This window comes from Flavobacterium sp. WC2430 (assembly GCF_040822075.1).
Classification (GTDB): domain Bacteria; phylum Bacteroidota; class Bacteroidia; order Flavobacteriales; family Flavobacteriaceae; genus Flavobacterium.
In genome coordinates, this window is record NZ_CP162007.1 from 1,742,794 (window position 1) to 1,767,158 (window position 24,365).

Here is a 24,365-nt window from a genome sequence, read left to right on the forward strand (position 1 = left end):
AGATCTGTCATTGGAGTATAATAGTTTGGGCTTTTAAATAGTCAGTAGTGAATTTACCCTCATTGAATAACAAGTCAAGAACACTTAGGTTATTGATAAAGCCATATTTATCATCAAAAACCTGCGGATACTTTTCAAAAGAAGAAACGTCTTTTTTCCCTTCTACCAAAAATCTAAAGTCTTTTATAATGCTGTTATCTACTTCATGAAAGTATTCAGTAGTAGTATCAAATTCTAATTTCATTCGCAAACATTTCGAAACAACAGCTATGGTTTCAAAATTTAAATCCATTAAGTATTTGTATTTTTTTTCGAAAATAACACGAATATCATCTTCGAAAAATTCAAAGAAAGGGGAACTTCTATAAGCTGCTTCTAGTGATTTGAAGTGTTGTTTTTGCCAATCAAACTCAGGTTCAATTTGAATGTCTTTCGTTTTCTGGCGGATTAATTTGGAGTGCTTAACGGGAATATTTAAGAGTTGAATTCCGTTTGGACTGTAGATATAAGTTCGGTTGCGATTGGTTTGCTTTTGGAAATTATCTTCAATTTCAAATGTTGTTTTCTGTGCCTGAAGCATCGCTGCAAAATGGCTAATTGAAGGAAAATAGGTTGGGTACAGTAAAGTGTTCATATTTGTCTAAAGTTATAAAGTAATAAAGTCGGAAGTCCTAAAGTTGCTCTTAAAAGAGTATTTTATGACTTCCGACTTTGAAACTTTTGACTAATTTTTATTCTCTTTTCTTTTTTTCCAAAAATATTCACCAGCAAAGAAAGCAGCTAATGCAATTAAGAAATATTTAAAATACGACTGTGGTTGTCCTTCCCCGTTTACGGTTGTAAAGACTCTATTCCAACGAACTTTGTTCAATCCTTTTCCATTGGTATCCCAACTCATCCAGATGAATATAGGTTTACCTACAATGTGATTTTCTGGAACAAATCCCCAATAGCGGCTATCTTCAGAGTTGTGGCGGTTGTCTCCCATCATCCAGTAATAGTTTTGTTTGAAAGTATAGTCTTTTACAACTTCGCCGTTCAATCGAATTTCATTTCCTGTTACCTTAAGGTCATTTTTTTCACCATTATCATTCTTCAATTCATAGTCCGTAATGATTCTTTTGTAAAAAGGCAATGACTCCACTGTAAGTGCCACCGTTTTTCCTTTTTGTGGAATATAAATTGGACCAAAATTATCTTGATTCCATTTGGTGTTTTGAGGGAATATAGCAGCTTCTGGAGTTCTAGAAATTTCCCTGATTACTGAAGTTATTCCAGGAACATTTTTTAATCTTTCCGCTCCTGCAGCAGTAAGCGCTCTGAAAAGTAGTGTATCTTTTGTTTCGTTATTTTTAAAATAAACAGCATCCGTAATATCAAGATCCTTAAGTAAATATTCAAAATCAATTGGTGTTTTTCCGTCTAATGCTACAGTATATGAAAATTGAGGTTTAGCACGTTCAGGTAATTGCAAGATTTTACCATCGATGTAGACAATTCCATCTTTGATAGATAAACTATCGCCAGGTACTCCCACACATCGTTTTACATAATTTGATTTTTTATCAATTGGTTTGATAACTCCGGGTTTTCCTTTAGCTTCAAAGAAATAATGAACCGTATCTACTGGCCAGTTAAAAACCACGATATCCGTACGATTGATCTTCTCTATACCGGGTAATCTTAAATAAGGCAATTGTGGCCAATTAAGGTATGATTTGGTTTTAATAAAAGGTATGGAATCATGAACCATTGGTAATGCTACGGTAGTCATAGGGATCCGTGCCCCGTAATTTACTTTACTTACAAATAGAAAATCGCCTACTAATAACGATTTTTCTAAGGAAGAAGTTGGGATCGTATAAGGTTGAACAAAATAAGTATGTACTAAAGTCGCTACTATAATGGCAAAAAGTAAAGAACTTAATGTATCAGTTGTTTTGTTTTCAGAAGTTGTGCTTTTGTCAGATACATAATTTAATTTTTGGGTGTAATTAATATAGTAAATGTATAATCCAAAAGTGATTATTCCTAAAAAAGAATCTAGAGTAGAGCGTTTTCCAAAACTTCTTAATGTTTCAACCCAAATAATTGGAAACATGATTAAGTTAATAATGGGTATGAAAAGTAATATAGTCCACCAAGTTGGGCGACCAATGATTTTCATCAATACGATAGCATTGTAAACTGGTATTCCAGCTTCCCAACGTCTTCTTCCGGCCGCTTCATATAACTTCCATGTACCTAAAAAGTGGACAACTTGGATGAATAAGAAAAATACAAACCAATGATATAGTGTCATAATTTTTTATTTAAAGTTTAATTTTTAAGGTTGTTTTTCTCGAAATTGAAAACCTCTAAAAATAGATGTAATACGTTTATTTTAAATCCAGAACATCTTTCATCGAGAAGACTCCTTTTTTACCAAAAATCCATTCAGCAGCGATAACAGCTCCAAGAGCAAAGCCTTCACGGCTATGTGCGGTATGTTTTATTTCTAAGCTGTCAACTACGGAATTGTAAGTCACGGTATGTGTGCCCGGAACAGTTCCAATTCGTTTCGCTTCAATATGAATTTCGTTAGCTTCAGGAGTTTCTAATGTCCAGTTGGTGTAATTACTGTTTTCAATAACGCCTTTGGCTAAAGAGATTGCAGTTCCACTTGGGGCATCTAGTTTTTGAGTATGGTGAATTTCCTCCATCTCAATGCTGTAGCTGTCTAATTTCGCCATCATTTTGGCCAGATATTCATTGAGTTCAAAGAAAATATTTACACCCAGACTAAAGTTTGAACTAGATAGAAAGGCTCCGTTTTTTTCATTACATAAGGCAACCATTTCTTCATAATGCTCTAACCATCCAGTTGTTCCTGAGATTACTGGTACATTGTTTTCAAAACAATTTGAAATATTGCTTACAGCTGCAGTTGGGATGCTGAAATCAATGGCAACATCAGCATTTGATAGCCCTTCATAAGTATTATGCTCGTCTTTTTTCAAAACGATTTCATGCCCTCTTATCAGCGCGATTCTTTCAATTACTTGACCCATTTTACCATATCCTAAAAGCGCAATTTTCATTTGTTTTGTATTTTATAAATTAAAAAAATTATAGAGAAACCAATAGTTTTATTGTGCTCTAAAAATTATAATTAAGAGTTAGACCCACATTTGTTTTGAATGTTACATCATTGGGGTAAATAATTGGACGTATTGATAAGTTTTCATCAACATTAAACTGTATTAAGGCTGCATCAACATTAGCATCTATTATGTTTAAAGCATAAAATGCTACAACGAATAAAGCGGATAAATCGCGGTTGCGTTGATAGAATTTTTGACCAGAAATTAATCTAGCGTTATCTAAATAAGTGAAATTATCGTCACTATATCCTTCTAATCTTCGTTTGTATGCATCTCTATATTGATGGTATTTTTTATTACTATCTAGATAAAAATAAAGACTAGTACCAATAGCACCATATACCAGTGGGATTTTCCAATATTTTTTATTGTATGCTTGACCTAAACCAGGTAAAATAGCGGAGTAAAAAGCCGCCTTTGCTGGGGTTAAAGGATCGATATTATTTGATTTTAAAGTATCTTTTGCGACTAGAACAGCCTCTTTTTTTGCTTGAGCAAAAACAGTAGCATTTCCTAAAATAAAGAAAAGTATTCCTATGGAAATAAGTTTATTCACTATCCCTTTATTAATTCGATGATTCTTTTTAAATCTTCTTCGGATTGAAAAGGAATTGTGATTTTTCCTTTACCATTTCCTGCTACTTTTACATCTACTTTGTTTCCAAAATAAGTAGAGAACACTTTCTTTTGTGACTCTTCAATTTCAAAAGAAGCTGCTTTTGCTTTTGTAGCTGGTTTTGGTTTCAAGCTGTCTTGATAGTTTTTCACCAATGCTTCTGTATCACGAACGGAAAGATTCTGACTTACAATTTTTTGATAGATATCAGTTTGAATGTCAAGGTCTTCAATATTTATTATAGCACGACCATGTCCCATACTGATAAAGCCATCACGAATACCTGTTTGAATAATTGGATCTAATTTTAAAAGGCGCAAGTAATTAGCGATAGTAGACCGTTTTTTCCCAACACGTTCACTCATTTGCTCTTGAGTCAATTGAATTTCATCAATCAATCGTTGGTATGAAAGTGCGATTTCAATAGGATCTAAATCATGACGTTGAATATTTTCAACTAATGCCATCACCAATGATTCATTGTCGTTTGCAATACGAATATATGCTGGAACTGTTGTAAGTCCAACTAAAGTAGAAGCACGTAAACGACGCTCCCCTGAAATTAATTGGTATTTATTAAAATCTAATTTTCGTACGGTAATAGGTTGAATAACGCCTAGTTCCTTGATGGACGTAGCGAGTTCTCGCAATGATTCTTCATTGAAATTACTTCTTGGTTGAAATGGATTTATTTCAATCGCATCAATTTCAAGCTCAATAATATTTCCTACAACTTTATCAGCATTTTTATCATCTACGGATTTTATATCATTTTCCGGATCTTTTAATAATGCAGATAATCCTCTTCCTAAGGCTTGTTTTTTTATTGCTTTTGCCATAAAACTATTTACTGTTTTTCTTTATAACTTCTTGAGCTAAGTGTAAGTAGTTAGTCGCTCCCTTACTTGTTGCATCATAGTTTATAATGCTTTCACCAAAACTTGGTGCTTCACTCAGTTTTACATTTCGTTGGATAATGGTGTCAAAAACCATATCGTTAAAATGTTTTTGAACTTCTTCTACAACTTGGTTTGATAAACGCAAACGAGAGTCAAACATAGTTAATAACAAACCTTCAATGTCTAAATCTGGATTGTGAATTTTTTGAATACTTTTTATAGTATTTAATAATTTACCTAAACCTTCGAGTGCAAAATATTCACATTGTATTGGAATAATAACAGAGTCTGCCGCTGTTAATGCATTTAAAGTAAGCAATCCTAATGATGGTGCGCAATCTATAATGATGTAATCGTATTCGTCTTTTATATCTTCCAATGCTTTTTTAAGCATGTATTCTCTATTTTCTTTGTCTACCAATTCAATTTCGATGGCAACAAGGTCAATATGAGATGGAATTACATCCACATTTGGCGCAGAACATTTTACTATAGCTTCTCTGGGAGTGTTGCTGTGTTCCAGAATTTGATAGGTTCCAATTTCTACACTTTCCACATCAATACCTAACCCTGAACTAGCATTAGCTTGAGGGTCAGCGTCAATAAGTAGTACTTTTTTTTCTAAAACCCCTAAGGATGCAGCAAGATTTACTGATGTCGTTGTCTTTCCAACTCCTCCTTTTTGATTAGCAATCGCAATGATTTTGCCCATTTATTTTTCTAAATTTTGAACCGTAAAAATACAATTAATTATGGTTTCTAAAAATCTATTTTGTTAACATTTGTTAAAGCTTGATTAGTTGTCAATTGAACTATTTCATTTAAAAAAAAAAGGAGCGTTAATTTTAAGGAGCTATTCCAGCTGTTTGTTTCAAGTTCTTGTACTTCAGTGTTTTTTCTAATGCTATAAAAGGAGCTTCTTTTAGTCGCTCTTTTATAGCAAGAAAAAATAACAGGAAGTACTGCGAGTCTTTTCACTACCATCTGGGCTAGGCGTTTATTATATATAATTTAGGGAGATTTTTAAAGTATTATTTTTATTCTAAATTAATTATTTCTTATTTCTGAAATAGTTTTGCAAAAGCAAAAAATAGTTCTATATTTGCACCCGCTTTCGGGGTGTAGCGTAGCTCGGTTATCGCGCCTGCTTTGGGAGCAGGAGGCCGCAGGTTCGAATCCTGCCACCCCGACAAAAAAACCTTTCTGTTCCTACAGAAGGGTTTTTTTTATTGTAGAATAACAAAAACTAATTGCGCAAGTTCAATATTCCAGCAATTAAAACTTATTTTTGTGCTTTTAAAATTATAATATATCCTTATTATGTCAGATACAATCGAAAAAATTAAATGTCTTATTATAGGTTCTGGACCGGCAGGTTATACTGCAGCAATATATGCAGCCAGAGCAAACATGAATCCTGTTTTATACCAAGGAATACAACCAGGTGGTCAATTAACTACAACTAATGAAGTAGAAAATTTCCCAGGTTATGTAGATGGAGTTACTGGTCCAGAGATGATGGTTCAACTGCAAGCGCAAGCACAACGTTTTGGTACTGATGTACGTGATGGATGGGCTACTAAAGTAGACTTTTCTGGAGATGTACATAAAGTATGGATTAATGATACTAAAGAATTGCACTGTGAAACGGTGATTATTTCTACTGGTGCTTCGGCTAAATATTTAGGACTGCCATCTGAACAACACTATTTAAAAATGGGTGGAGGAGTTTCTGCCTGTGCTGTTTGTGACGGATTTTTCTATAGAAATCAAGAAGTAGTAATTGTAGGAGCTGGAGATTCGGCTTGTGAGGAAGCACATTATTTATCTAAACTTTGTAAAAAAGTAACAATGTTAGTACGTAGTGAAAAATTCCGTGCTTCAAAAATCATGGAAGAACGCGTTCGCAAAACAGAGAACATTACTATTTTAATGAACCATGATACTGTTGAAGTTTTAGGTGATGAACAAGTGGTAACTGCTGTAAAAGCGTTGAATAAAACTACAAATGAGACTTTTGACATTGAAGCAACAGGTTTCTTCGTGGCAATTGGTCATAAGCCCAATACAGATATTTTTAAAGACTTTCTTACATTAGACGAAACTGGATATATTATAAATACTCCTGGTACTTCTAAAACGAATGTAGCTGGTGTTTTTGTAGCTGGTGATGCTGCAGATCATGTGTATCGTCAAGCAATTACTGCTGCTGGCACAGGATGTATGGCCGCTCTAGATGCGGAGCGATATTTAGCTTCCAAAGAATAATACAATGCTATAATGGCAATAAAAAAAAGTCCCAATTTGTATAAATTGGGACTTTTTTTATAAAAATACAAGAAGATATTATTTCACCTTTTTAAGTAGCTTAGCCTCATTAGTGAATTTTTTCATTTCAATTTTTGGCTCCCCAAAAAGTTGTATCTCTGATTTATCAGAAGCAGCTATGCTGATACTAGTTTCGGCATAAACAGAGCCAGTTGAATATCCTTCAGCTGTTAAATCAATATTTTTTATAGTTAATTTATTGGCAGTTAGATTGGAGTTGCTATCAATTCTGATAACGCCATTGGTTGCGCTACCTTCTATTTTAGCTTCTGATTTTTGATATAAATCACAAATGAAATCTTGAGTTGTGGTTAAAGATTTTAAAGAGGCATTTTGACTTAATACGATTTTAGATTTTTCTGATTTTAGATTTAACTCTACCTTCGATTTATCATTTGACTCTAAAAGAAAATCTTTTGAATTTACATTTAAAAATAGTTGAGCATTATCAAATGTCTTAAAGGCAATAGTATCAATCTGTACTTCTTGAATAGCATTTATTGCTACATCATTTTTTGCAGATATTGAATTAAGGTCTTTGGTATAAGTTATTTTTACTATTAACTTCTTGTATCGAATTGCTTCTTTACTAGTGTAAACACGCAATACATTATCTCTTAAGTCAATTGAAATGATATCATGTAAATTGTCATCTGCTTCAATTTTTAATTCTGTTTTCTCTCCTCTTTCTAAGTATACTTCAATATTATCTTCAACTTCAATACTTTTAAAAGAACCTATTTCTCTTTGCTCAGTAGTTACTTTTTTAGATCCTTTTATTTTTTCTTTACTTTGCGCCAATGTTATAGTTGTAGATATAAGAAGTAGAAGTACAGCGATGTAATTTTTCATTATGACATTAAATTATGGTTTTTACAAATATAAAAAAATCATCCATTTTTAATGAATGATTTTGGTGATAATTCTATATTAGATAAGCTAATCTCTATCAATGCTACCTCCAGAGCTAGAGTTTTTTTCAATTGAATGTGGCGTATTATTATAAGTGATAGAGCTACCGCTCGAAGCTTTTGCTTTCAAACTTACTATGGGATGAACATGTATTGATGATCCGCTAGATGATTTTGCGCTCACTTCATTGGCTAATAATTCTTTGGCATTGATTGTGCTTCCGCTAGAAGCTATTGCTTCTAAGTTAAGAGCCATACCATTCATTGAAATAGTGCTACCACTACTTGATTTGCTAGCTATATTATCGGATTCAATTTTCACATCAATAGTTGCAGCACTAGAAGCTCTAAGACTAATTTTTTCTCCTTTCAACGTATTGATACTTCGTATTGAGGAGGCGCTTGACGCTTGTAATTCTTCAATAATTGGCATTTTAACAGTGACTTTTTTCGACTCAATATTAATAAATGAATTGTAATCACATGCAACAATAAGTACTCCATTTTCAACTTTTGTAGTAATGCTATTTTGCAAGTTATCATCCGCCTCAACACTAATTTCCTTATTATCACCTTGCTCAATAACAAGATCAATAGCATTGCTTACTTCTATACTTTTAAAGTCTCCTTCTACAGTCCTTTTTTCAGTAGTAACGTTTCCACTACCTCTTATCGATTTTGAATTTACAGAATAGTTGCAGGATGCAAACAATAATGCAGTTAGCGCAACCAGTATAAATTTTGTGATGATGGTGATGATTTTTAGCATGATTATTTAGTTTTAATGATGATACCGTCTTTGTTTATTTTCAACTCTTTGATATCATTGTTCCCTTTAATTATAGTATCATTCGTAATTGAAACCCCGTTTTTATTAATTGTTACTGTAGCGTGGTCGTCTTCATTATTATCAACATCATTATCCTCATCTTCATCAGCTGGACAATCCAAACATTTTACTTTTGTGTCCATTACTTGGTAAAGATATTTATCTGAACTGTAGTGTAAGTTAAAAAACTCATCATTAGATCTATCATAGTTTTGCACACTTGAATCCACTTTAAATAAAGTTCCTTCGGGTAAGTATAATGTGACTTCAATTTCTTGATCTCTGTATTTATTTTTTAAATCACTCAATAGATAGTTATCAAGTATTAATTGATTTCCAATTATTTTGTAGTTGTATTTAATTTCTTTTGCTCTTTTTTTAGCTTCAGATAAAGATTTTCCTTTTGCCTCTTTTTCTATTTGAATATAGGGTACTTTCTCGTCTGTTTTTTCGATTTTAAAACTAACTTCATTTGAATAAATAACATCATTTTCAGTGGAGTCTTGGGTAATTTTGAAATCATTTCTATCATTCACATTTTTTGCATAATAGTCATTGTGTTTGAATTTAATAAACAAAGTGTCAGTAGGTTGTAATATTATATTTTCTTTGTGTACCACTCTACCATCAATTGCAAATGCAGTTGCTTGTCTTATTCCAATAGAGATTGCTAATGCTACTGCAATTATCCAAAGTGCTAATAATGTATATTTAGCAATGTTTCCTATTGACTTCATGTTTGGAGCCAATAATTTAAAACCCAATAGTGTTAGAAAAAAGAAAGGAATTCCTACAGCAAAGAACATTAAAAGTCCAAATGACCAAATAGGGTAGTCCGTAAAGTTTCCTGCTTCAACAAAACTTTGCCACGGGAAATCAATAAAAGTGGAAGAGCCTAATGTGAATACGCCTATCAGTAAAAAGATTAATGTTGTTAATCCTGTGATGATTAATAGGATACCTAGAAATTTAGCAAATACTTTAAAAACAGATAGGATAAAATCTCCAAATGAACTTCCTATTTTATTTGCTCCCGACTTTATTTGATTACCGTATTTGTCATAATCAACATTTTTAATTTTGTCAGAAACGTTTTCAAATTCTTCACGAACTTTTTTTTCGATATTCGAAATGTTAACTGGTTCTCCAGTCATTTCTAGTTTTTCGGATGTTGTTATTGCTTCTGGCGTTACAATCCAAAGAATGATGTAGGCTAATACACCTGTTCCAAATCCCCAAACTGATATTATTAATAAAAGTCGGATCCATACCGTATCAATTCCAAAATAATGACTAAGTCCAGCAGCTACACCGCCTATCATTCCTTTTTCTTTATCTCTATATAGTTTTTTTACTCTTCTATTAGAAGTTTCTGTAAAGGTTTGATTTGTTTTATTGTCTTCTTCAATGATATAGTCTTCAGGTTGTCCCATGACCGTAATCACTTCGTCAACATCTTTTAAACCCACAACATGTTTGTCGCTTTTTTGTTTCTCGTTCAGTAATTCCGAAACGCGCATTTCAATGTCTTTGATGATTTCTTCTTGACCAGATGAATTGGATAGAGAACGCTTTATAGCATCAAAATAACGAGTTAGTTTTTGGTATGCATCTTCATCTATATGAAAGAACATTCCGCCTAAGTTTATATTTACAGTTTTGTTCATGACTCTTATTTTTGGTTTGTGATTAGATTTACGGCATCAGACAATTCTGTCCAAGTACCATTTAATTCGTTTAAAAAGGTTTGTCCTATTTCAGTAAGACCATAATATTTTCTTGGTGGTCCTGATGTTGATTCTTCCCAACGGTAGCTTAATAGTCCGTCGTTTTTTAGTCGAGTCAGTAGTGGGTAAATAGTACCCTCTACTACGAGTAATTTTGCGTTTTTTAAAGTGTCTAGTATTTCCGATGTGTATGCATCTTTTTCTTTTAAAACAGATAGGATGCAAAATTCGAGAACACCTTTACGCATCTGTGCTTTTGTGTTTTCAATGTTCATAATTTGATTTTTGTTTTTTTGATTAAACTGTTCATTTTTTGATTGATGATTGATGATTATTTTTAGAAGCTATTTCCTGCTGTCCGTTGTATTCCCGATAAATAAAATCGGGAGATGTCACTTTCATCAGGGATAGGCTCGTTATTTTATAAATGGAATTGTGATTGGATATTTAAAACGTTCTCCGTTTGATGTTTTTATTGCTGCATAGATAATTAAAAAGAACTCTGCTATTTTCAAACAGCCAAAAATAATAACAGCCATAATTCCAATTGTTAATAGACCAATACTGTTGTCAAAATTAAAATTATTGATAACAAAATTATCATCATGAATGATAGCATCAAAAGGAACATTGTTAAAAATAGTGATTAAGAAAACAGGTACTGCAATAGCAATAAGGACTAACGAATACAATAGCAAACTCAATTGAAAATTAAGTACTTGTTTTCCATTATAATCTACAAATTCGGACTGATCTTTTTTTGTCGACCAAATTAATATTGGAAAAATATAATTCCCAAAAGGAATAAAGTATTGTGTTAACGTACTTATGTGTGTAAAAGTAGCGGCATTTTTTTCGGTAATTGTTTCCATTTTTTTGATTTTTGATTGATGATTGAAAGTACAGAACTAATTTCGATTAGCTTACCTAGTAATTTCTTATGCAAATATATGTTCAAAAGACAGTATCTTGTATCGCATAGTAGTAAATATTAACATATTTTTAACAAATTATTTTTATATGTACGCATAGTATTTTTTTGTATATTAGCAAAAAAACAAGCAATAATGAACCTTACAGCCTCTAAACTTAATAAATTTCTATTTTTCAAATTGCCTTCTGCTTTTCTTTGCGGAGTAAGGGTAAAAGAAATAGATGAGAATAAATGTGTGGTGTCTGTAAAACACCGGTGGATCAATCAAAATCCATTCAATTCGATGTATTTTGCAGTTCAGGCTATGGCTGCTGAGCTTTCAACAGGAGCATTAGTAATCTATCAAATTAAAAAAAGCGGAAAAAAAATATCCATGTTAGTGGCCAATAATAAAGGAAATTTTACAAAAAAAGCAACTGGAAGAATAACATTTGTATGTAAGGATGGGCACTTGATAGCGCAAGCAATCAAAGAAACAATTGCTACAGGAGAGGGACAAACTTTCTGGATGAAATCCATAGGGACGAATGAAGAGGGAGTTCAAGTGTCAGAAATGGATTTTGAATGGAGTGTTAGAATAAAATAAAAATAAGTTGTTTACTAGTTTGTAAAAAAAGAAGGCTCTAAATTAGTTAGAGCCTTCTTTTGTAAAAAATATTTTATACTTTTTAAATTAGCATTTTTTACCTTCTTTTTTACTTGTTTTGGCACTGCATTTTTTTCCTTCGGCCTTGCATTTTGCTTGACATTTAGCAACATCTTCTGCACTCATAGTCTTTGCATCAGATTCTTTTGCCATGCAACAAGATTCTTTTTTTGTTTTTTCTTTTTTAGCCGGTTTTGCATCTTGAGCACTTGCGTTTATAGTAAATAAAGCTATAGCTAAAAGGGTGATTATTTTTTTCATACTCTATATTGTTTTTATATTCGAATTTTCGATTCAAATATAAAAACAATTCTCAGTTCAACTTTACAAAATTTAGTTAATATTTCGTCGATTAATGGACAATAATATTCTTACTAAAATTGCCTTTCGAAGTTTGAATTTTCACAATATACACTCCGGTTCTAACATTTTTAATTGGTAGTTTGATAGAAGCTTGCGCACCATCATCAATAGTCCAATTTTCTATTTTTTGACCTAAAATATTGAAAAGGTATACTTTTTCTATTGTATTATCTACAAAATTATTTTTAATGTTTAGTATTTTATTGTCATTGGTAAAATATACTAGTATTCCATCATTCAATTTAACTTTGTCAACACTAAGGGTTTTATTTGCAAAATGCAAAGAAAAGCGATTTGTATACGCTCCTGGTGTAAGTGATAGAGTTAGATCATTGTTTTTTATATCGTTATAAATCCCAGTTATATTGTCAAATAAATAGATTTCTAGTGAATTGGGAATATTTTCCATTGCATCTATTTTAATTGTTATTTCACCTTCATTAGCCACATTAATACCTACTGGTATAATTTGATCGTCATTAAAATTAGGAACTCCTTGTATTATAAATTGAGTATTATTCATTTCCCAATACATATCATCATCGCTTAAATCATACATGGGAGCATCATAACCAATATCAAATTGATTTGTAGTATTGGTATCAATACCAATAAGTAATTGTCGATGTGAACCTATTGCTGAGTCAAAACCTAATCGTATTTTTGACCTATCATCTATTTCGGGACTGTTTATTTTAGTAGTGCTATTTGTTTTCATAAATAGGGAGCTTCCGGAACTCTCTCTAACAAATTGTCGCTGACTGTTTTTGAAAAGTAATGTACCTCCTTCAACAGATATTGGGATTTCTGAACCAGAAATGTCAGTATCTAAAAAGGCATCTACAAAAAATCCTTGTGCTACGGGTATGTATTGTTTTGGAATTTTTGATCCAGTTGAACCATCATTGACCGTTAACGAACTATCATTGATTCCAGCTACACCTCCCATTAGGGTATAGGTAGCATAACCTCCTTCATATTCAGCTAAATAATGGTTATTTGATAATCCAAAATGATCCCAATAATAGAGAGCTCCATTAAATACGTTTTTACTATTTGTACAACCAGTGCAATCTCTTAAATTATCTCTTATAAATTGTTTAGCGTCAAGGGCAGATGGATAGGGGTTACCTACCAAATAGGATTGCTCTGGATCTATTTTTAATTGAATTGTTCCAGTATTTGGAATACCAACAAATACATAGTTTTGTAAAGAAGAAATAGGAGCAACTCCTCCATTTCCTTTCATCGTAAATCCTTCTCCAATGTTTATTGTCCCTGTACTACCAACATATTTCCATTGATAATAATTTAATAAAGGATCTGATAATGCAGGTGAATTAAAAGCCCATAACCAACGGTTGCTTACAGTTATTGGATTCGTTTGTGGCAAGTCGGCACTAAAGGCACCATCAAGGAACGTTATTACAGTTGGGTTAAATGGATTAGTGGTGACATCAGTCCCGTCTCTTAATACACTTGATATAGAATAATTTATGTTATTAAGGCTTACTGGTGAAGACCAATAATTGTAATTGAAACTATTTTTTTGACCTTGTTGATCTATTAACAATACACCTTGTCCACCGGTTGGATTTGATGTAGCAATAGTTTGTACCAGTTGCGCTTCACCTGTTAAACGGACATCTCCTTTTAATAAGTTGAGTTGATTTTGTACAGTTAATTCAAATTGATTTACAACACTTAAGCCTTTAGCTGTTCCTGTTGTATTGGTTTTTAGGTTATAAAAAGTTTCGTTTGTTTTTATTCCTAGATTTATAGTTTGAATTTGATTAGCAGTTCCACCATTAAAAGTAACTGTTCCTGTCCCGGGGATAAAAGCACCACTATTTCTCCAATTACGGCTTATTTGTAATTCAGAATTATTAGTGTTAACCATAGTGACAGAAGCTCCAGGATTAACAATTAAATCTCTAGCAGTTGCAATACCACTATATAAAGGGGCAAATGGAGAAGTGTTGTCAATAACTGGCATGCCAAATCCACCAGATGGAGTAGTAGGTATTTGAGCATCAATTGTATAAGAAGGAAGGCCTTGTTCCCAGTTTTTACAATCAAACCAGTCTGTACTTACTAAACCAGTCCAGATACCCGCTGTTCCCGTTAGAACTGTTACTGCTGCTGATCCAGTTAAATCGGATGGTTTTGCAGGGTTACAATTTGCATCGCTTAACGCCGTAACGATATAGGTTGTATTCACAATAATATTTGGGACGGTAAATACATAGGGGTTGGCGCTTGTAGTTACTGTAGTAGGCGTTGTGCCATTTGTATACGTAAAAGTCCAAGGCGCTTTACCTGTTAAGGCAATACTAAAAGTACCAGTACCCCCATAACAAATCGTTTGGTTTGGTCCTATGTTTGCGGTTGGTCGTGGATTTACAGTTACGGTAATATTCTTTGCCGTACCTAAACATCCTTTGGATGTTGGGGTAATCGTATAGACGGCTGTTCCTGATGTAGCACCAGTTGTTGTCAATTTTTGTGCAATTGTATTCCCACTTCCCACAGTTGCTCCTGTCACTCCAGTTTGTACTACAGTCCAAGTAAATGTTGTTGATGTTTCGGTACCTACAACAGCACTTGACAACGGAATGTTTGATATGTCGTCAGAACAGATTGTTGCTGGAGAAGCAGTAACAAGTGGTCTTTTATTTACGGTAACCGTTACATATGTTGTCCCATCAATTCCATAGCTGGTACATCCATTAAGGAACGAGGTTACTGCATAAGTTGTAGTTATTGCAGGAGTTACAGTTACATTTGTAGCATTACTCACACTAATGATTGCCCCTGTACCTAAATTTTGCCACTGGGATGTTAAGGTAGGAACTGGTGCTTGGGGAATTTTGACATTATCAATTGCCCATGAACTACCTCCAAAAGCATTAACACTATTTACTGTCCCGTGAAAATTAAATTTTATTCTCAAATTAGAATATCCTAAATAAGCATCCAAATTAATACTCATTGCACTAGTAAATTTATTATAAGGCGTTTTATTTCCAGTATACGTAATCAAGGTTACAGGATATGTAGCACCTCCATCAAAAGAAAGTTCTACTTTTCCAGTTGCTCCCGATGCTAATTGATAGGCATAGTCAAAAGTCAAATTAGCAGTTGTTAGTCCGACCAAATCAAAAATTGGCGTTTCTAACCTTGAGTCGATTGCACCTCTTACAATAGCAAACTTATCATTAGATGCTGTGTCGTACTCAGTCCCCGCATTTCCATTAGTTTCCAGCCAGGTATGGTTGTTTCCGTTGTCGCCGGAAGCATTGAAATTCCCTCCATCTACATACCAACCAACAGGTTGAGCAGTATTGAAAAGTCCACCATTTTGTAAATTTTGACTGGTAGAGTAACTAGCACTTGAGGTTAATGTTGTTGAATCACCTTCGCATATTGTGGAAGGTAATGCACTCACAGGGGATGGTTTGATATTTGGAATAATAAATAAAATCGCAACATCTGATTTAACTATTGTACAAGAGGCGTTTTGTATGGCCACTCTAAACATAGTATTTGTTGTTATAGTAGAATAGTTATAGGTTGTATTACCACCATTAGCAATATTGGTCCATGTGTTTCCGGCGTCTATTGAAGTTTCCCAATATAGAATTGTACCAGTATGTCCAGATAAAGTAAGTTGTCCAGATGCGGAGTGACAGTCGGTTTTCGTTTTTGTCCCATCCGAATAGCTAACAATACCACCCGTTGAGGAGGCATCAATTTTGATAGTGTATGTTTTTGGGGTTCCTGTACATCCATTTACCGTTGGAGTAACAGTTATTGTTGCGTTTATAGCTGATGTTCCTGAGTTTGTAGCATTAAATGAAGGTATGTTTCCAGCTCCAGAAGCTGCTAATCCTATGCTTGGATTACTATTAGTCCAAGTGAAAGTACCTCCAGCTGGCGATGAAGTGAAATTGGTTGCAGGAACCACCCCATTATTACAAACGGTTAGGTTTGAAGGTACGGTTACAGTAGGGGTAGGGTTGACTGTTATAGTAAATGTTTTAGATGGCCCCGTACAATTTATGCTACTGTTATTAAATGATGGAGTAACAGTAATAGTTGCGATTACGGGAGTCGTGCCATTATTTATTGCACTAAAAGAGAGGATGCTACCACTTCCAGATGTTATACCTATTGAAGGGGTGTTGTTTGTCCAATTATAGGTTGTGGTTCCACCAGTATTTGTAGTTCCAAAAGTAATAGCAGAAGTTGCATTTCCATTACAAAAAGTCAAATTACTTGGTTGATTAACCTCTGCTGTAGGGTTAATAGTAATTACAAATGTTTCAGCTTGACCATTACATTTAATTCCTCCGTTGTCAAATGTAGGAGTTACATTTATGGTAGCTGTAATTGGAGAACTACCATTGTTTATTGCTGTAAATGAAGGGATATCCCCAGTTCCAGAAGCTCCTAAACCAATTGAAGGATTATTATTTGTCCAAGCATACGTTTTAGTTCCTCCTGAATTTGAAGATCCAAATGTAATTGCTGCGACCGTATTCCCATTACAAACATCAATTGGTGATGGCTTGTTTACATTTGCTTTAGGATTGACAGTAATGGTAAAAGTTTTTGTAGCACCAATACAGCTGGCTCCACCATTTGTAAATGTTGGTGTAACTATTATTGTCGCAATCACAGGAGAATTTCCATTATTTATGGCAGAAAATGAAGTTATGTTTCCAGATCCGGATGCTGCTAAACCTATTGAAGTGGTATTGTTTGTCCAGCTGTAGGTAGTTGTTCCTCCGGTATTTGTAGTTCCAAAATTAACTGCAGTAATGAAACTGCTGTTACATAGTATTTGATCTAGTGGTTGATTAACTTGAGCAGTTGGATTTACCACTACGGTTGAAGTTATGGCAATACCAATGCAAGTTGCAGTTGATGGAATAATAGTAAAGGTTACTGTAACTGGGGCTGAAGTTGTATTAACTAAATTCCCACTGATATTCCCACTACCACTAGCCGCGATTCCTGTCACGGTTCCTGTATTATCTCTTGTCCAATTAAAAATAGTTGATGGAACATTTCCAGAAACGACCATAGGTGTAATTAATGTGCTGGAACAAATAGTTTGCGAGCCATTGGTTACGACTGCATTTGGAGTTGGATTAACAGTTACCGTTGCTGTAATTTTACATCCATTTGAATTAGTGTACGTAATGGTAGTTGAACCTGCGAGAATACCTGTTACTAATCCAGTGTTACTTACGGTCGCGACAGCAGTATTTGATGACAACCAAGGAGAACTCACATTTGGGGATGCAGAACCGCTCAATTGGGTATTAGCGCCTTCACAAACTGAAAGTGTGCCACTGATTGTAGGTATTGGATAAATAGTTACTGTGGCAGTAGTTGATTGAACAGAGGAGCAGGTATAACCCGATGGCCCTGAAATCAAAACATCATAGGTAGCTGTTATAGTATTATTATTTAAAATTAATGAAGAGTTCGTTGTTGATGTCGTTGGCGCTCCAATGTTTGTACCGTTTTTTCTCCATTGAAAGGAGAGCATATCACCATTTGCATCAGCACTAACTGTTAAAGTAATAGTAGATCCACTACATATCGACTGTGTAATAGGTTGGTTAGATACAATTATCGCTTGGTCTACATTTAGTGTTCTTTGCGCTGAGATTACCGGAGAACAAGCTGAAGCACCGCTAACAATTACGTAGTAAATACCATCATCTGATAAACTAGCTTGGTTAAAGTGAAGGTTTGATGATTGTGCCCCAGAAATATTTCCCGAATTGGAAACTGCTACTCCTGGAAAAGCTCCTTTATACCATTGATAGGTTAATTCATCTCCAATTGCGACAACGTTTAAATCTGCAGGGAAACTGGCACAAATACTCGTGTTGGACGGCTGAGTGGTAATTATTACTTCTTTTTTTACTGTGAAAGTTTTTGTTGCACTTGCGGTAGTACATGAGGTTGCTGAATTTGTGGTTAGTTTAAGGATAACGGTTCCACTAAAATTTGAGGCAGGTGTATAAGTTACTGTTTGTGGTGATGCATTTTGAGCTGTATTGCTTAACGTTCCACCTCCAGACGTGATTGACCAAGCACCTGTTGTTGCTCCACCACCAATAAAAGCACCAGTTAAAATAATTGCTGAGGGAGTTGCAGATTGACAAATGGTTTGATCTAATCCTGCATCAACAGTTGATGCCGTATTTACCGTAATTGTTCTTGTGTCAGAAATAGGAGAACAGGAAGTTAAGGCATTTGTAGTTAATGTCAAAATTACATTTCCGCTATAGTTTATAGCCGGAGTATAAGTAACGGTCGCTGGAGTTGCGGTCTGCGCAGTACTACTTAATGTTCCTCCTCCAGACGTAATTGACCAAGCTCCAGTTGTTGCTCCGCCACCTATTGAAGCTCCGGCTAAGGTTATTGATGATGGTGATAAAGATTGGCATGCAATGTTGGGGCCACCAGCATTTACTGTAGGTGCAGTATTAACTGTGATTGTTCTTGTCGCATTGGTAGCAGTACATGAGGTCAAGGCACTTGTAGTTAAAGTCAAAATTACATTTCCGCTATAATTTGTTGCTGGAGTATAAGTAACAAGATCAGGAGTTGTAGTTTGTGCAGTATTACTTAATGATCCTCCTCCTGAAGTAATGGACCAAGCCGCAGTTGTAGCGCCTCCACCAAATGATGCTCCAGTTAATTGAATAGGGGATGGGGATGGGGATTGACAAATCGTTTGATTCAAACCAGGATTTACAGTAGAAGCAACATTAATAGTTATTGTTCTTGTGGCAGTTGTTGGATTACATGATGTAGCTGAATTTGTAGTTAAAGTCAAAATTACGTTTCCGCTATAGTTTATTGCTGGAGTATAGGTAACGCTAGACGGAGTTGCAGTTTGTGCGGTGCTACTTAATGTTCCTCCTCCAGAGGTGATTGACCAAGCTCCAGTTGTGGCTCCACCACCTATTGAAGCTCCTGTTAAGGTAATTGCTGAAGGGGATGAAGATTGACAAATGGTTTGATCCAAACCAGGATTCACAGTTGATAGCGCGTTAACCGTAATTGTTTTTGTAGCACTTACGGTTGAACAAGTGCTTAAAGCATTTGTAGTTAAGGTTAAAATTACAGCTCCACTATAATTTGCCGCTGGAGTGTATGTCACGGTTGCTGGTGATGCGGTTTGTGCAGTATTGCTTAATGTTCCTCCTCCAGAAGTAATTGACCAAGCTCCTGTAGTCGCTCCGCCACCAACTGATGCTCCAGCTAATGTAATGGGCGATGGAGTCGCAGATTGACAAATGGTTTGATTAGTTCCAGAATTTACAGAAGATGCGGCATTTATGGTAATAGTTCTTGTAGCACTTATTGGTGAACAAGAACTTAAAGCATTTGTAGTTAAAGTCAAAGTAATTACCCCACTAGAGTTTGCCGCTGGAGTATAGGTCACAGTTGCTGGTGATGCGGTTTGTGCAGTGCTACTTAATGTTCCTCCACCTGAAGTAATTGACCAAGCAGCAGTAGTTGCTCCACCACCAATAGTCGCCCCTGATAAAGTTAGGGCAGATGGTGTTGCAGATTGGCATACAATATCTGGTCCTCCAGCATTTACAGTAGGTGACGCATTAATAGTAATCGTTCTTGTTGCACTAGTTGGAGAGCAGGCTGTTGGTGCATCTGAAGTCAAAGTTAAAATTACATTTCCGCTATAATTTGCTGCTGGGGTGTAAGTCACAGATGCTGGATTTGACGTAGGTGCGGTTGATGATAAAGATCCTCCTCCAGAAGTGATGGACCAAGCTGCTGCTGTTGCTCCCCCAGAACGAGTTGCTCCTGATAATGTAATGGCTGATGGGGTACTAGATTGACAAACGGTATCTGGACCACCTGCATTAACAGTTGGCGCTGCATTAATGGTTATAGATTGAAAGGCTGTTTTAGTTCCGCCACAGCCTCCAGTAATAGTATAAATAATATTACAATTACCTGATGCGATTCCTGTTACTATTCCTGTGTTGTTAACAGTAGCTACAGCAGTATTACTACTACTCCAAGCGCCAATACCACCGCTAAGAACTACAGAGTTGGCTATGTAGGTTGTTGTTCCGGAGGTGCACAAAGTACTTGTACCTGTAACAGAAGCTATGCTAGCAACAGGTGTTATTGTTATTATCATTTGGTCATTTACTGCATCACATGATGGACCAGCAGGATCATCGGTTGTAATAGTTAATGTCACTGTACCCGCTGCTATTGCCGCTGCACTAGGCGTATAAGTTCCTGTGGCTTTTCTTCCTCCATTTGTAAAACTTCCTCCGTTGGATGATGTCCATTGTACATCATTGTTACCGCTTATAGCACCGCCAACAGCTGCGCTATATGATACATTCGGTGATGTTGCACAAACGGTCTGGTCTACACCAGCATCTACATAAGCAAAATTACCAACTGTTACTGCTAAATTAGGACTTGACGCACTTGATCCACAAGTATTACTTGCTTTTACGGATATATTGCCTGTAATTGTGGAAGATGTCGCAGTGACCGTAATAGAATTTGTACCTGAGCCCGCTGTTATTGTAAATCCGGTTGGTAAAGTCCAAATATAATTTGAAGTACCAACAACGGCCGCCACATTATATATCAACCCTGCAGCAACAGGACAAATAGATGATTGGCCAGTTGGGGTCGCTGGTGTTCCTGGAATACCTGAAAATACATTTACGGCTTGAGAGGCAGATACATTGCCACCGCAACCTCCTGTTATGGTATAGGTTATGTTGCAAGTTCCAGCTCCTGTAGCGGTAACAAGCCCTGTAGCATTAACAGTTGCAACCGAGTTGTTGCTACTGCTCCAAGTACCAGTACCACCACCTAAAATTACGGAATTGGCAGTAAAGCTTGTTGAGGTTGAAATACATAAATTACTGATTCCAGTAACGGAAGCAATACTTGCATTTGGATTTACAGTTATCGATTGTTGAGCTGTTTTAGTTCCTGAACATCCTCCAGAAATGGTGTAAATTATGTTTGAAGTCCCTGCGGAAACTCCAGTAACAACTCCAGTTGATGAATTAACTGTCGCTACAGCTGTATTGCTACTTGTCCAAGTTCCAGAACCACCACCTAGGACAACTGAGTTTGCCGCATAAGTTGTTGTTCCAGAAATACATATCGGACTGGCGCCAGTAACGGAACTAATACTTGCATTTGGGGTTATGGTTATTGATTGTTGTGCAGTTTTAATTCCTGAACAACCTCCTGAAATAGTGTAAATTATGTTTGAAGTTCCTGCTGAAACTCCTGTGACAACTCCAGTTGATGCATTTACTGTCGCTACAGCTGTATTTGAACTGCTCCAAGCGCCAGTTCCACCACCTAAAACAACTGAGTTTGCGGCGTAGGTTGTTGTACCAGAAATGCAAATTGGACTTGTACCAGTAACGGAGCCAATACTTGTATTTGGGGTAATTGTTATCGTTTGCTGGGCAGATTTAGTTCCTGAACAACCGCCAGTTATAGTGTAAATTATGTTGGTTGTCCCAGCAGCAATTCCAGTAACTATACCTGTTGAAGAATCAACAGTAGCTACAGCGGTGTTACTACTACTCCAAGCCCCCGTTCCTCCACCGAGTACAATGGAATTTGCAGAATAAGTGGTTGTTCCTGCAATACATATCGGACTTGTACCAGTTACGGAACTAATAGTAGCATTTGGTGTTATCGTTATTGATTGTTGGGCAGTTTTAGTTCCTGAACAACCGCCACTGATAGTATAAACGATATTGCAATTCCCTGCTCCAATTCCAGTTACAAGACCTGATGAATTTACGGTAGCAATTGCTGCATTACTGCTACTCCAAGTTCCTGTTCCACCACCGAGTGTAACTGAATTTGCAGTAAAAGTTGTTGTTCCAGAAATACATATTGGACTTGTCCCAGTAACTGAGGCAATATTGGCATCGGGATTTATCGTTATTGATTGTTGGGCCGTTTTAGTACCTGAGCAACCACCAGTTATCGTGTAGATTATGTTTGAATTTCCTGTTGCTATTCCAGTTACTAGGCCTGTAGTTGAATCTACTGTTGCTACAGCGGTATTAGAACTACTCCAAGCGCCAGTTCCACCGCCTAATATAACAGAATTTGCTGAGTATGTTGTAGTATTGCCAATGCATATTGCATTTGTTCCAGAAACTGAAGCAATACTTGCATTAGGTATAATAGTTACAGCCAGATTGCTTGCCGAACTTGTTCCACAGCTATTGCCCGCTGTAACACTTATATTACCATTTTGACCACTATTTCCAGTTGTTACGTTTATTGAAGTAGTTCCTTGTCCTCCAGTTATTGTCCATCCAGAAGGCACAGTCCAATTGTAAATAGTAGCATTTGTTACCGCTGCAATTGTATACGCCTGATTATTTAGTGTTGGACATTGCGTACTAATTCCCGATACAGCTAAAGGGGTAGCTGGTATTGCGGGATTAACTGTTATTGGGATGCTATTACTTGTAATTTTTGTTGGAGAAACGCAAATTGCGTTTGAAGTTAATTCTACAGTAACAACATCTCCATCAATTAAGGTGGTAGAGGAAAAATTAGGACTATTAATTCCAACGTTACTGTTGTTTATTTTCCATTGATAGAAAGGTGTACTTCCTCCGTTTATTGCTACTGCAGAAAAGTTGATATTGTTTCCTGGGCAGATTGTTGTTGATGAAGAAGAAATACTTATAGAAGGAGTTAATAGATCATTAACAGTCATTGTAATTTGATTGCTAGTAGCGTTTACCGGAGCAGCACAGGTAGCATTAGAGGTTAAGACAACCGTTACTTTATCTGTATTAACTAATGACGATGAGGTGAAAGTTGCTGTCGAACTATTGGAACCGATGTTAGTTCCATTAATTTTCCATTGATATAAAGGAGATGTTCCTCCATTTGTAGGATTAGCTGTAAAAGTCACAGATGTTCCAGCACATATATTACTACCTGGACTTACACCAATTGATACAGTTGGAACTGGAACTGAATTAACGATTACCGCTGTAGAAGCGCAGCTAGTAACGTTGCAAGACCCATTATAACGGACATAATAAGTGGTATTACTTATAGGAGAAACTGTAATACTATTTCCAGTTCCTACGGCAATGCCATTACAAGAACCCGAAAACCATTCAGCCATAGCTCCCGTACCTAGCGTACCTCCACTAACTGTTAGTGTAGTAGATTGCCCGTTGCAAATAGTAGTTATTCCAGAGATAGTTGTAGGAGCAACTGAAAGACTATTTACGGTTACGGTAGAAACATCTGCATATGTTATGTCGCAAACTGAAGCAGTATTTGAAGTAGCAAAAACGGAATAAATTGTAGTTATTGATGGCGATACTGTAAATGTGATATCTGAACCAGTTCCGGCTATAGGGCTTCCAATGTCAGAAGCTCCTATTCTTAATTGATAAGTCATAGTGATTTCACTATTTGACAAAATAATCGAAGCATTTTGACCAATACATATTACGTCATCTGAGAGGCTTCTTTCTAAACAATCTTGTCCGAAACTGTGAAATGAAATGAAATAGAATATTATTATAAATAAGTATTTTTTTTTCATGATATCAACATTTTGAATTAAACAATTTAGCAGTTTAATAAAATGTACATATAGTAGAGATATGGCTATTTTAGTAATTAAATAATTATAATGTAGTGGTGTTTTCCTTAAGAAATAAATCAATTATTTGCTATTTTCAACATTGATTTGTATTTGTTTTGCTCTACTAGAATTGTGTTTTAAAATGCTAAAAAAAATGTATTTTAGGTGTTATATCTCTTAAAATTAAGCAATTATAAACTTGTATTTGCCATAAAAAGCATATTTTCGATTAAAGTATTTTATCTCCCGATGAACTACTTATTTTATACTATTTATATTGCTTTTT

General features: G+C 35.3%; 15 protein-coding genes and 1 tRNA gene. 3 read left to right on the forward strand and 13 right to left on the reverse strand.

Translation table 11 applies throughout. The annotated features are described in order from the left end of the window. Positions 1–7 precede the first annotated feature (7 nt). The 6 genes from AB3G36_RS07600 to AB3G36_RS07625 form a co-directional block, all read right to left on the reverse strand. Entirely contained in the window at positions 8–634 is a 627-nt protein-coding gene (locus AB3G36_RS07600) for a WbqC family protein (RefSeq protein ID WP_367757546.1), read from the reverse strand. 90 nt (positions 635–724) lie between these two features. Continuing rightward, entirely contained in the window at positions 725–2,302 is a 1,578-nt protein-coding gene (gene lepB, locus AB3G36_RS07605) for a signal peptidase I (protein WP_367757548.1), read from the reverse strand. 76 nt (positions 2,303–2,378) lie between these two features. Then, a complete protein-coding gene (gene dapB, locus AB3G36_RS07610) occupies positions 2,379–3,080 on the reverse strand; it encodes a 4-hydroxy-tetrahydrodipicolinate reductase (protein WP_367757550.1) in 702 nt (233 codons plus the stop codon). Between the two features lie 58 nt (positions 3,081–3,138). Continuing rightward, positions 3,139–3,699, reverse strand: coding sequence for a DUF5683 domain-containing protein (locus AB3G36_RS07615; RefSeq protein ID WP_367757552.1), 561 nt, complete (start codon positions 3,697–3,699; stop codon positions 3,139–3,141). Beyond that, positions 3,699–4,598: a ParB/RepB/Spo0J family partition protein gene (locus AB3G36_RS07620; RefSeq protein WP_367757554.1), complete on the reverse strand. Its 900-nt coding sequence runs from the start codon at positions 4,596–4,598 to the stop codon at positions 3,699–3,701. Before AB3G36_RS07620 ends, AB3G36_RS07615 begins: the two co-directional genes overlap by 1 nt. Before the next feature lie 4 nt (positions 4,599–4,602). Continuing rightward, positions 4,603–5,370: a ParA family protein gene (locus tag AB3G36_RS07625; protein WP_367757556.1), complete on the reverse strand. Its 768-nt coding sequence runs from the start codon at positions 5,368–5,370 to the stop codon at positions 4,603–4,605. 403 nt (positions 5,371–5,773) lie between these two features. Between AB3G36_RS07625 and AB3G36_RS07630 the strand changes: the two genes are divergently transcribed. Together AB3G36_RS07630 and trxB are read left to right on the forward strand one after the other, a co-directional pair. Beyond that, positions 5,774–5,848 (forward strand) — tRNA-Pro (locus tag AB3G36_RS07630). Positions 5,849–5,978: 130 nt separating this feature from the next. Continuing rightward, positions 5,979–6,926, forward strand: a complete 948-nt coding sequence (trxB, locus tag AB3G36_RS07635; protein ID WP_367757558.1) for a thioredoxin-disulfide reductase — start codon at positions 5,979–5,981, stop codon at positions 6,924–6,926. 78 nt (positions 6,927–7,004) lie between these two features. On the opposite strand, the gene AB3G36_RS07640 is transcribed toward trxB, so the two are convergent. From AB3G36_RS07640 to AB3G36_RS07660, 5 genes are all read right to left on the reverse strand, one after another. Then, entirely contained in the window at positions 7,005–7,838 is an 834-nt protein-coding gene (locus tag AB3G36_RS07640; RefSeq protein WP_367757560.1) for a DUF2807 domain-containing protein, read from the reverse strand. Between the two features lie 87 nt (positions 7,839–7,925). Beyond that, positions 7,926–8,666: a head GIN domain-containing protein gene (locus AB3G36_RS07645; RefSeq protein WP_367757562.1), complete on the reverse strand. Its 741-nt coding sequence runs from the start codon at positions 8,664–8,666 to the stop codon at positions 7,926–7,928. A 2-nt stretch (positions 8,667–8,668) separates the two neighbouring features. Next, entirely contained in the window at positions 8,669–10,393 is a 1,725-nt protein-coding gene (locus AB3G36_RS07650; protein WP_367757564.1) for a PspC domain-containing protein, read from the reverse strand. A gap of 5 nt (positions 10,394–10,398) precedes the next feature. Continuing rightward, positions 10,399–10,728, reverse strand: coding sequence for a PadR family transcriptional regulator (locus AB3G36_RS07655; protein WP_007136354.1), 330 nt, complete (start codon positions 10,726–10,728; stop codon positions 10,399–10,401). Between the two features lie 141 nt (positions 10,729–10,869). Then, complete coding sequence (locus AB3G36_RS07660; protein ID WP_367757566.1) at positions 10,870–11,325, reverse strand: DUF4870 domain-containing protein; 456 nt, start codon at positions 11,323–11,325, stop codon at positions 10,870–10,872. 195 nt (positions 11,326–11,520) lie between these two features. On the opposite strand from AB3G36_RS07660, the gene AB3G36_RS07665 reads away from it, so the two are divergent. Continuing rightward, positions 11,521–11,973: a DUF4442 domain-containing protein gene (locus AB3G36_RS07665; protein WP_367757568.1), complete on the forward strand. Its 453-nt coding sequence runs from the start codon at positions 11,521–11,523 to the stop codon at positions 11,971–11,973. An 87-nt stretch (positions 11,974–12,060) separates the two neighbouring features. On the opposite strand, the gene AB3G36_RS07670 is transcribed toward AB3G36_RS07665, so the two are convergent. Both AB3G36_RS07670 and AB3G36_RS07675 read right to left on the reverse strand, forming a co-directional pair. Next, entirely contained in the window at positions 12,061–12,294 is a 234-nt protein-coding gene (locus tag AB3G36_RS07670; protein ID WP_367757570.1) for a hypothetical protein, read from the reverse strand. Between the two features lie 91 nt (positions 12,295–12,385). Next, on the reverse strand, positions 12,386–24,037 hold the full coding sequence (locus AB3G36_RS07675; RefSeq protein WP_367757572.1) for an Ig-like domain-containing protein: 11,652 nt from the start codon (positions 24,035–24,037) through the stop codon (positions 12,386–12,388). Positions 24,038–24,365: the final 328 nt, after the last annotated feature.

Coding starts and splice junctions, on each gene's coding strand:
- AB3G36_RS07600 (WP_367757546.1), bottom strand. CDS start 634: ATGAACACTTTACTGTACCCAACCTATTTTCCTTCAATTAGCCATTTT.
- lepB (WP_367757548.1), bottom strand. CDS start 2,302: ATGACACTATATCATTGGTTTGTATTTTTCTTATTCATCCAAGTTGTC.
- dapB (WP_367757550.1), bottom strand. CDS start 3,080: ATGAAAATTGCGCTTTTAGGATATGGTAAAATGGGTCAAGTAATTGAA.
- AB3G36_RS07620 (WP_367757554.1), bottom strand. CDS start 4,598: ATGGCAAAAGCAATAAAAAAACAAGCCTTAGGAAGAGGATTATCTGCA.
- AB3G36_RS07625 (WP_367757556.1), bottom strand. CDS start 5,370: ATGGGCAAAATCATTGCGATTGCTAATCAAAAAGGAGGAGTTGGAAAG.
- trxB (WP_367757558.1), top strand. CDS start 5,979: ATGTCAGATACAATCGAAAAAATTAAATGTCTTATTATAGGTTCTGGA.
- AB3G36_RS07640 (WP_367757560.1), bottom strand. CDS start 7,838: ATGAAAAATTACATCGCTGTACTTCTACTTCTTATATCTACAACTATA.
- AB3G36_RS07645 (WP_367757562.1), bottom strand. CDS start 8,666: ATGCTAAAAATCATCACCATCATCACAAAATTTATACTGGTTGCGCTA.
- AB3G36_RS07650 (WP_367757564.1), bottom strand. CDS start 10,393: ATGAACAAAACTGTAAATATAAACTTAGGCGGAATGTTCTTTCATATA.
- AB3G36_RS07655 (WP_007136354.1), bottom strand. CDS start 10,728: ATGAACATTGAAAACACAAAAGCACAGATGCGTAAAGGTGTTCTCGAA.
- AB3G36_RS07660 (WP_367757566.1), bottom strand. CDS start 11,325: ATGGAAACAATTACCGAAAAAAATGCCGCTACTTTTACACACATAAGT.
- AB3G36_RS07665 (WP_367757568.1), top strand. CDS start 11,521: ATGAACCTTACAGCCTCTAAACTTAATAAATTTCTATTTTTCAAATTG.
- AB3G36_RS07670 (WP_367757570.1), bottom strand. CDS start 12,294: ATGAAAAAAATAATCACCCTTTTAGCTATAGCTTTATTTACTATAAAC.
- AB3G36_RS07675 (WP_367757572.1), bottom strand. CDS start 24,037: ATGAAAAAAAAATACTTATTTATAATAATATTCTATTTCATTTCATTT.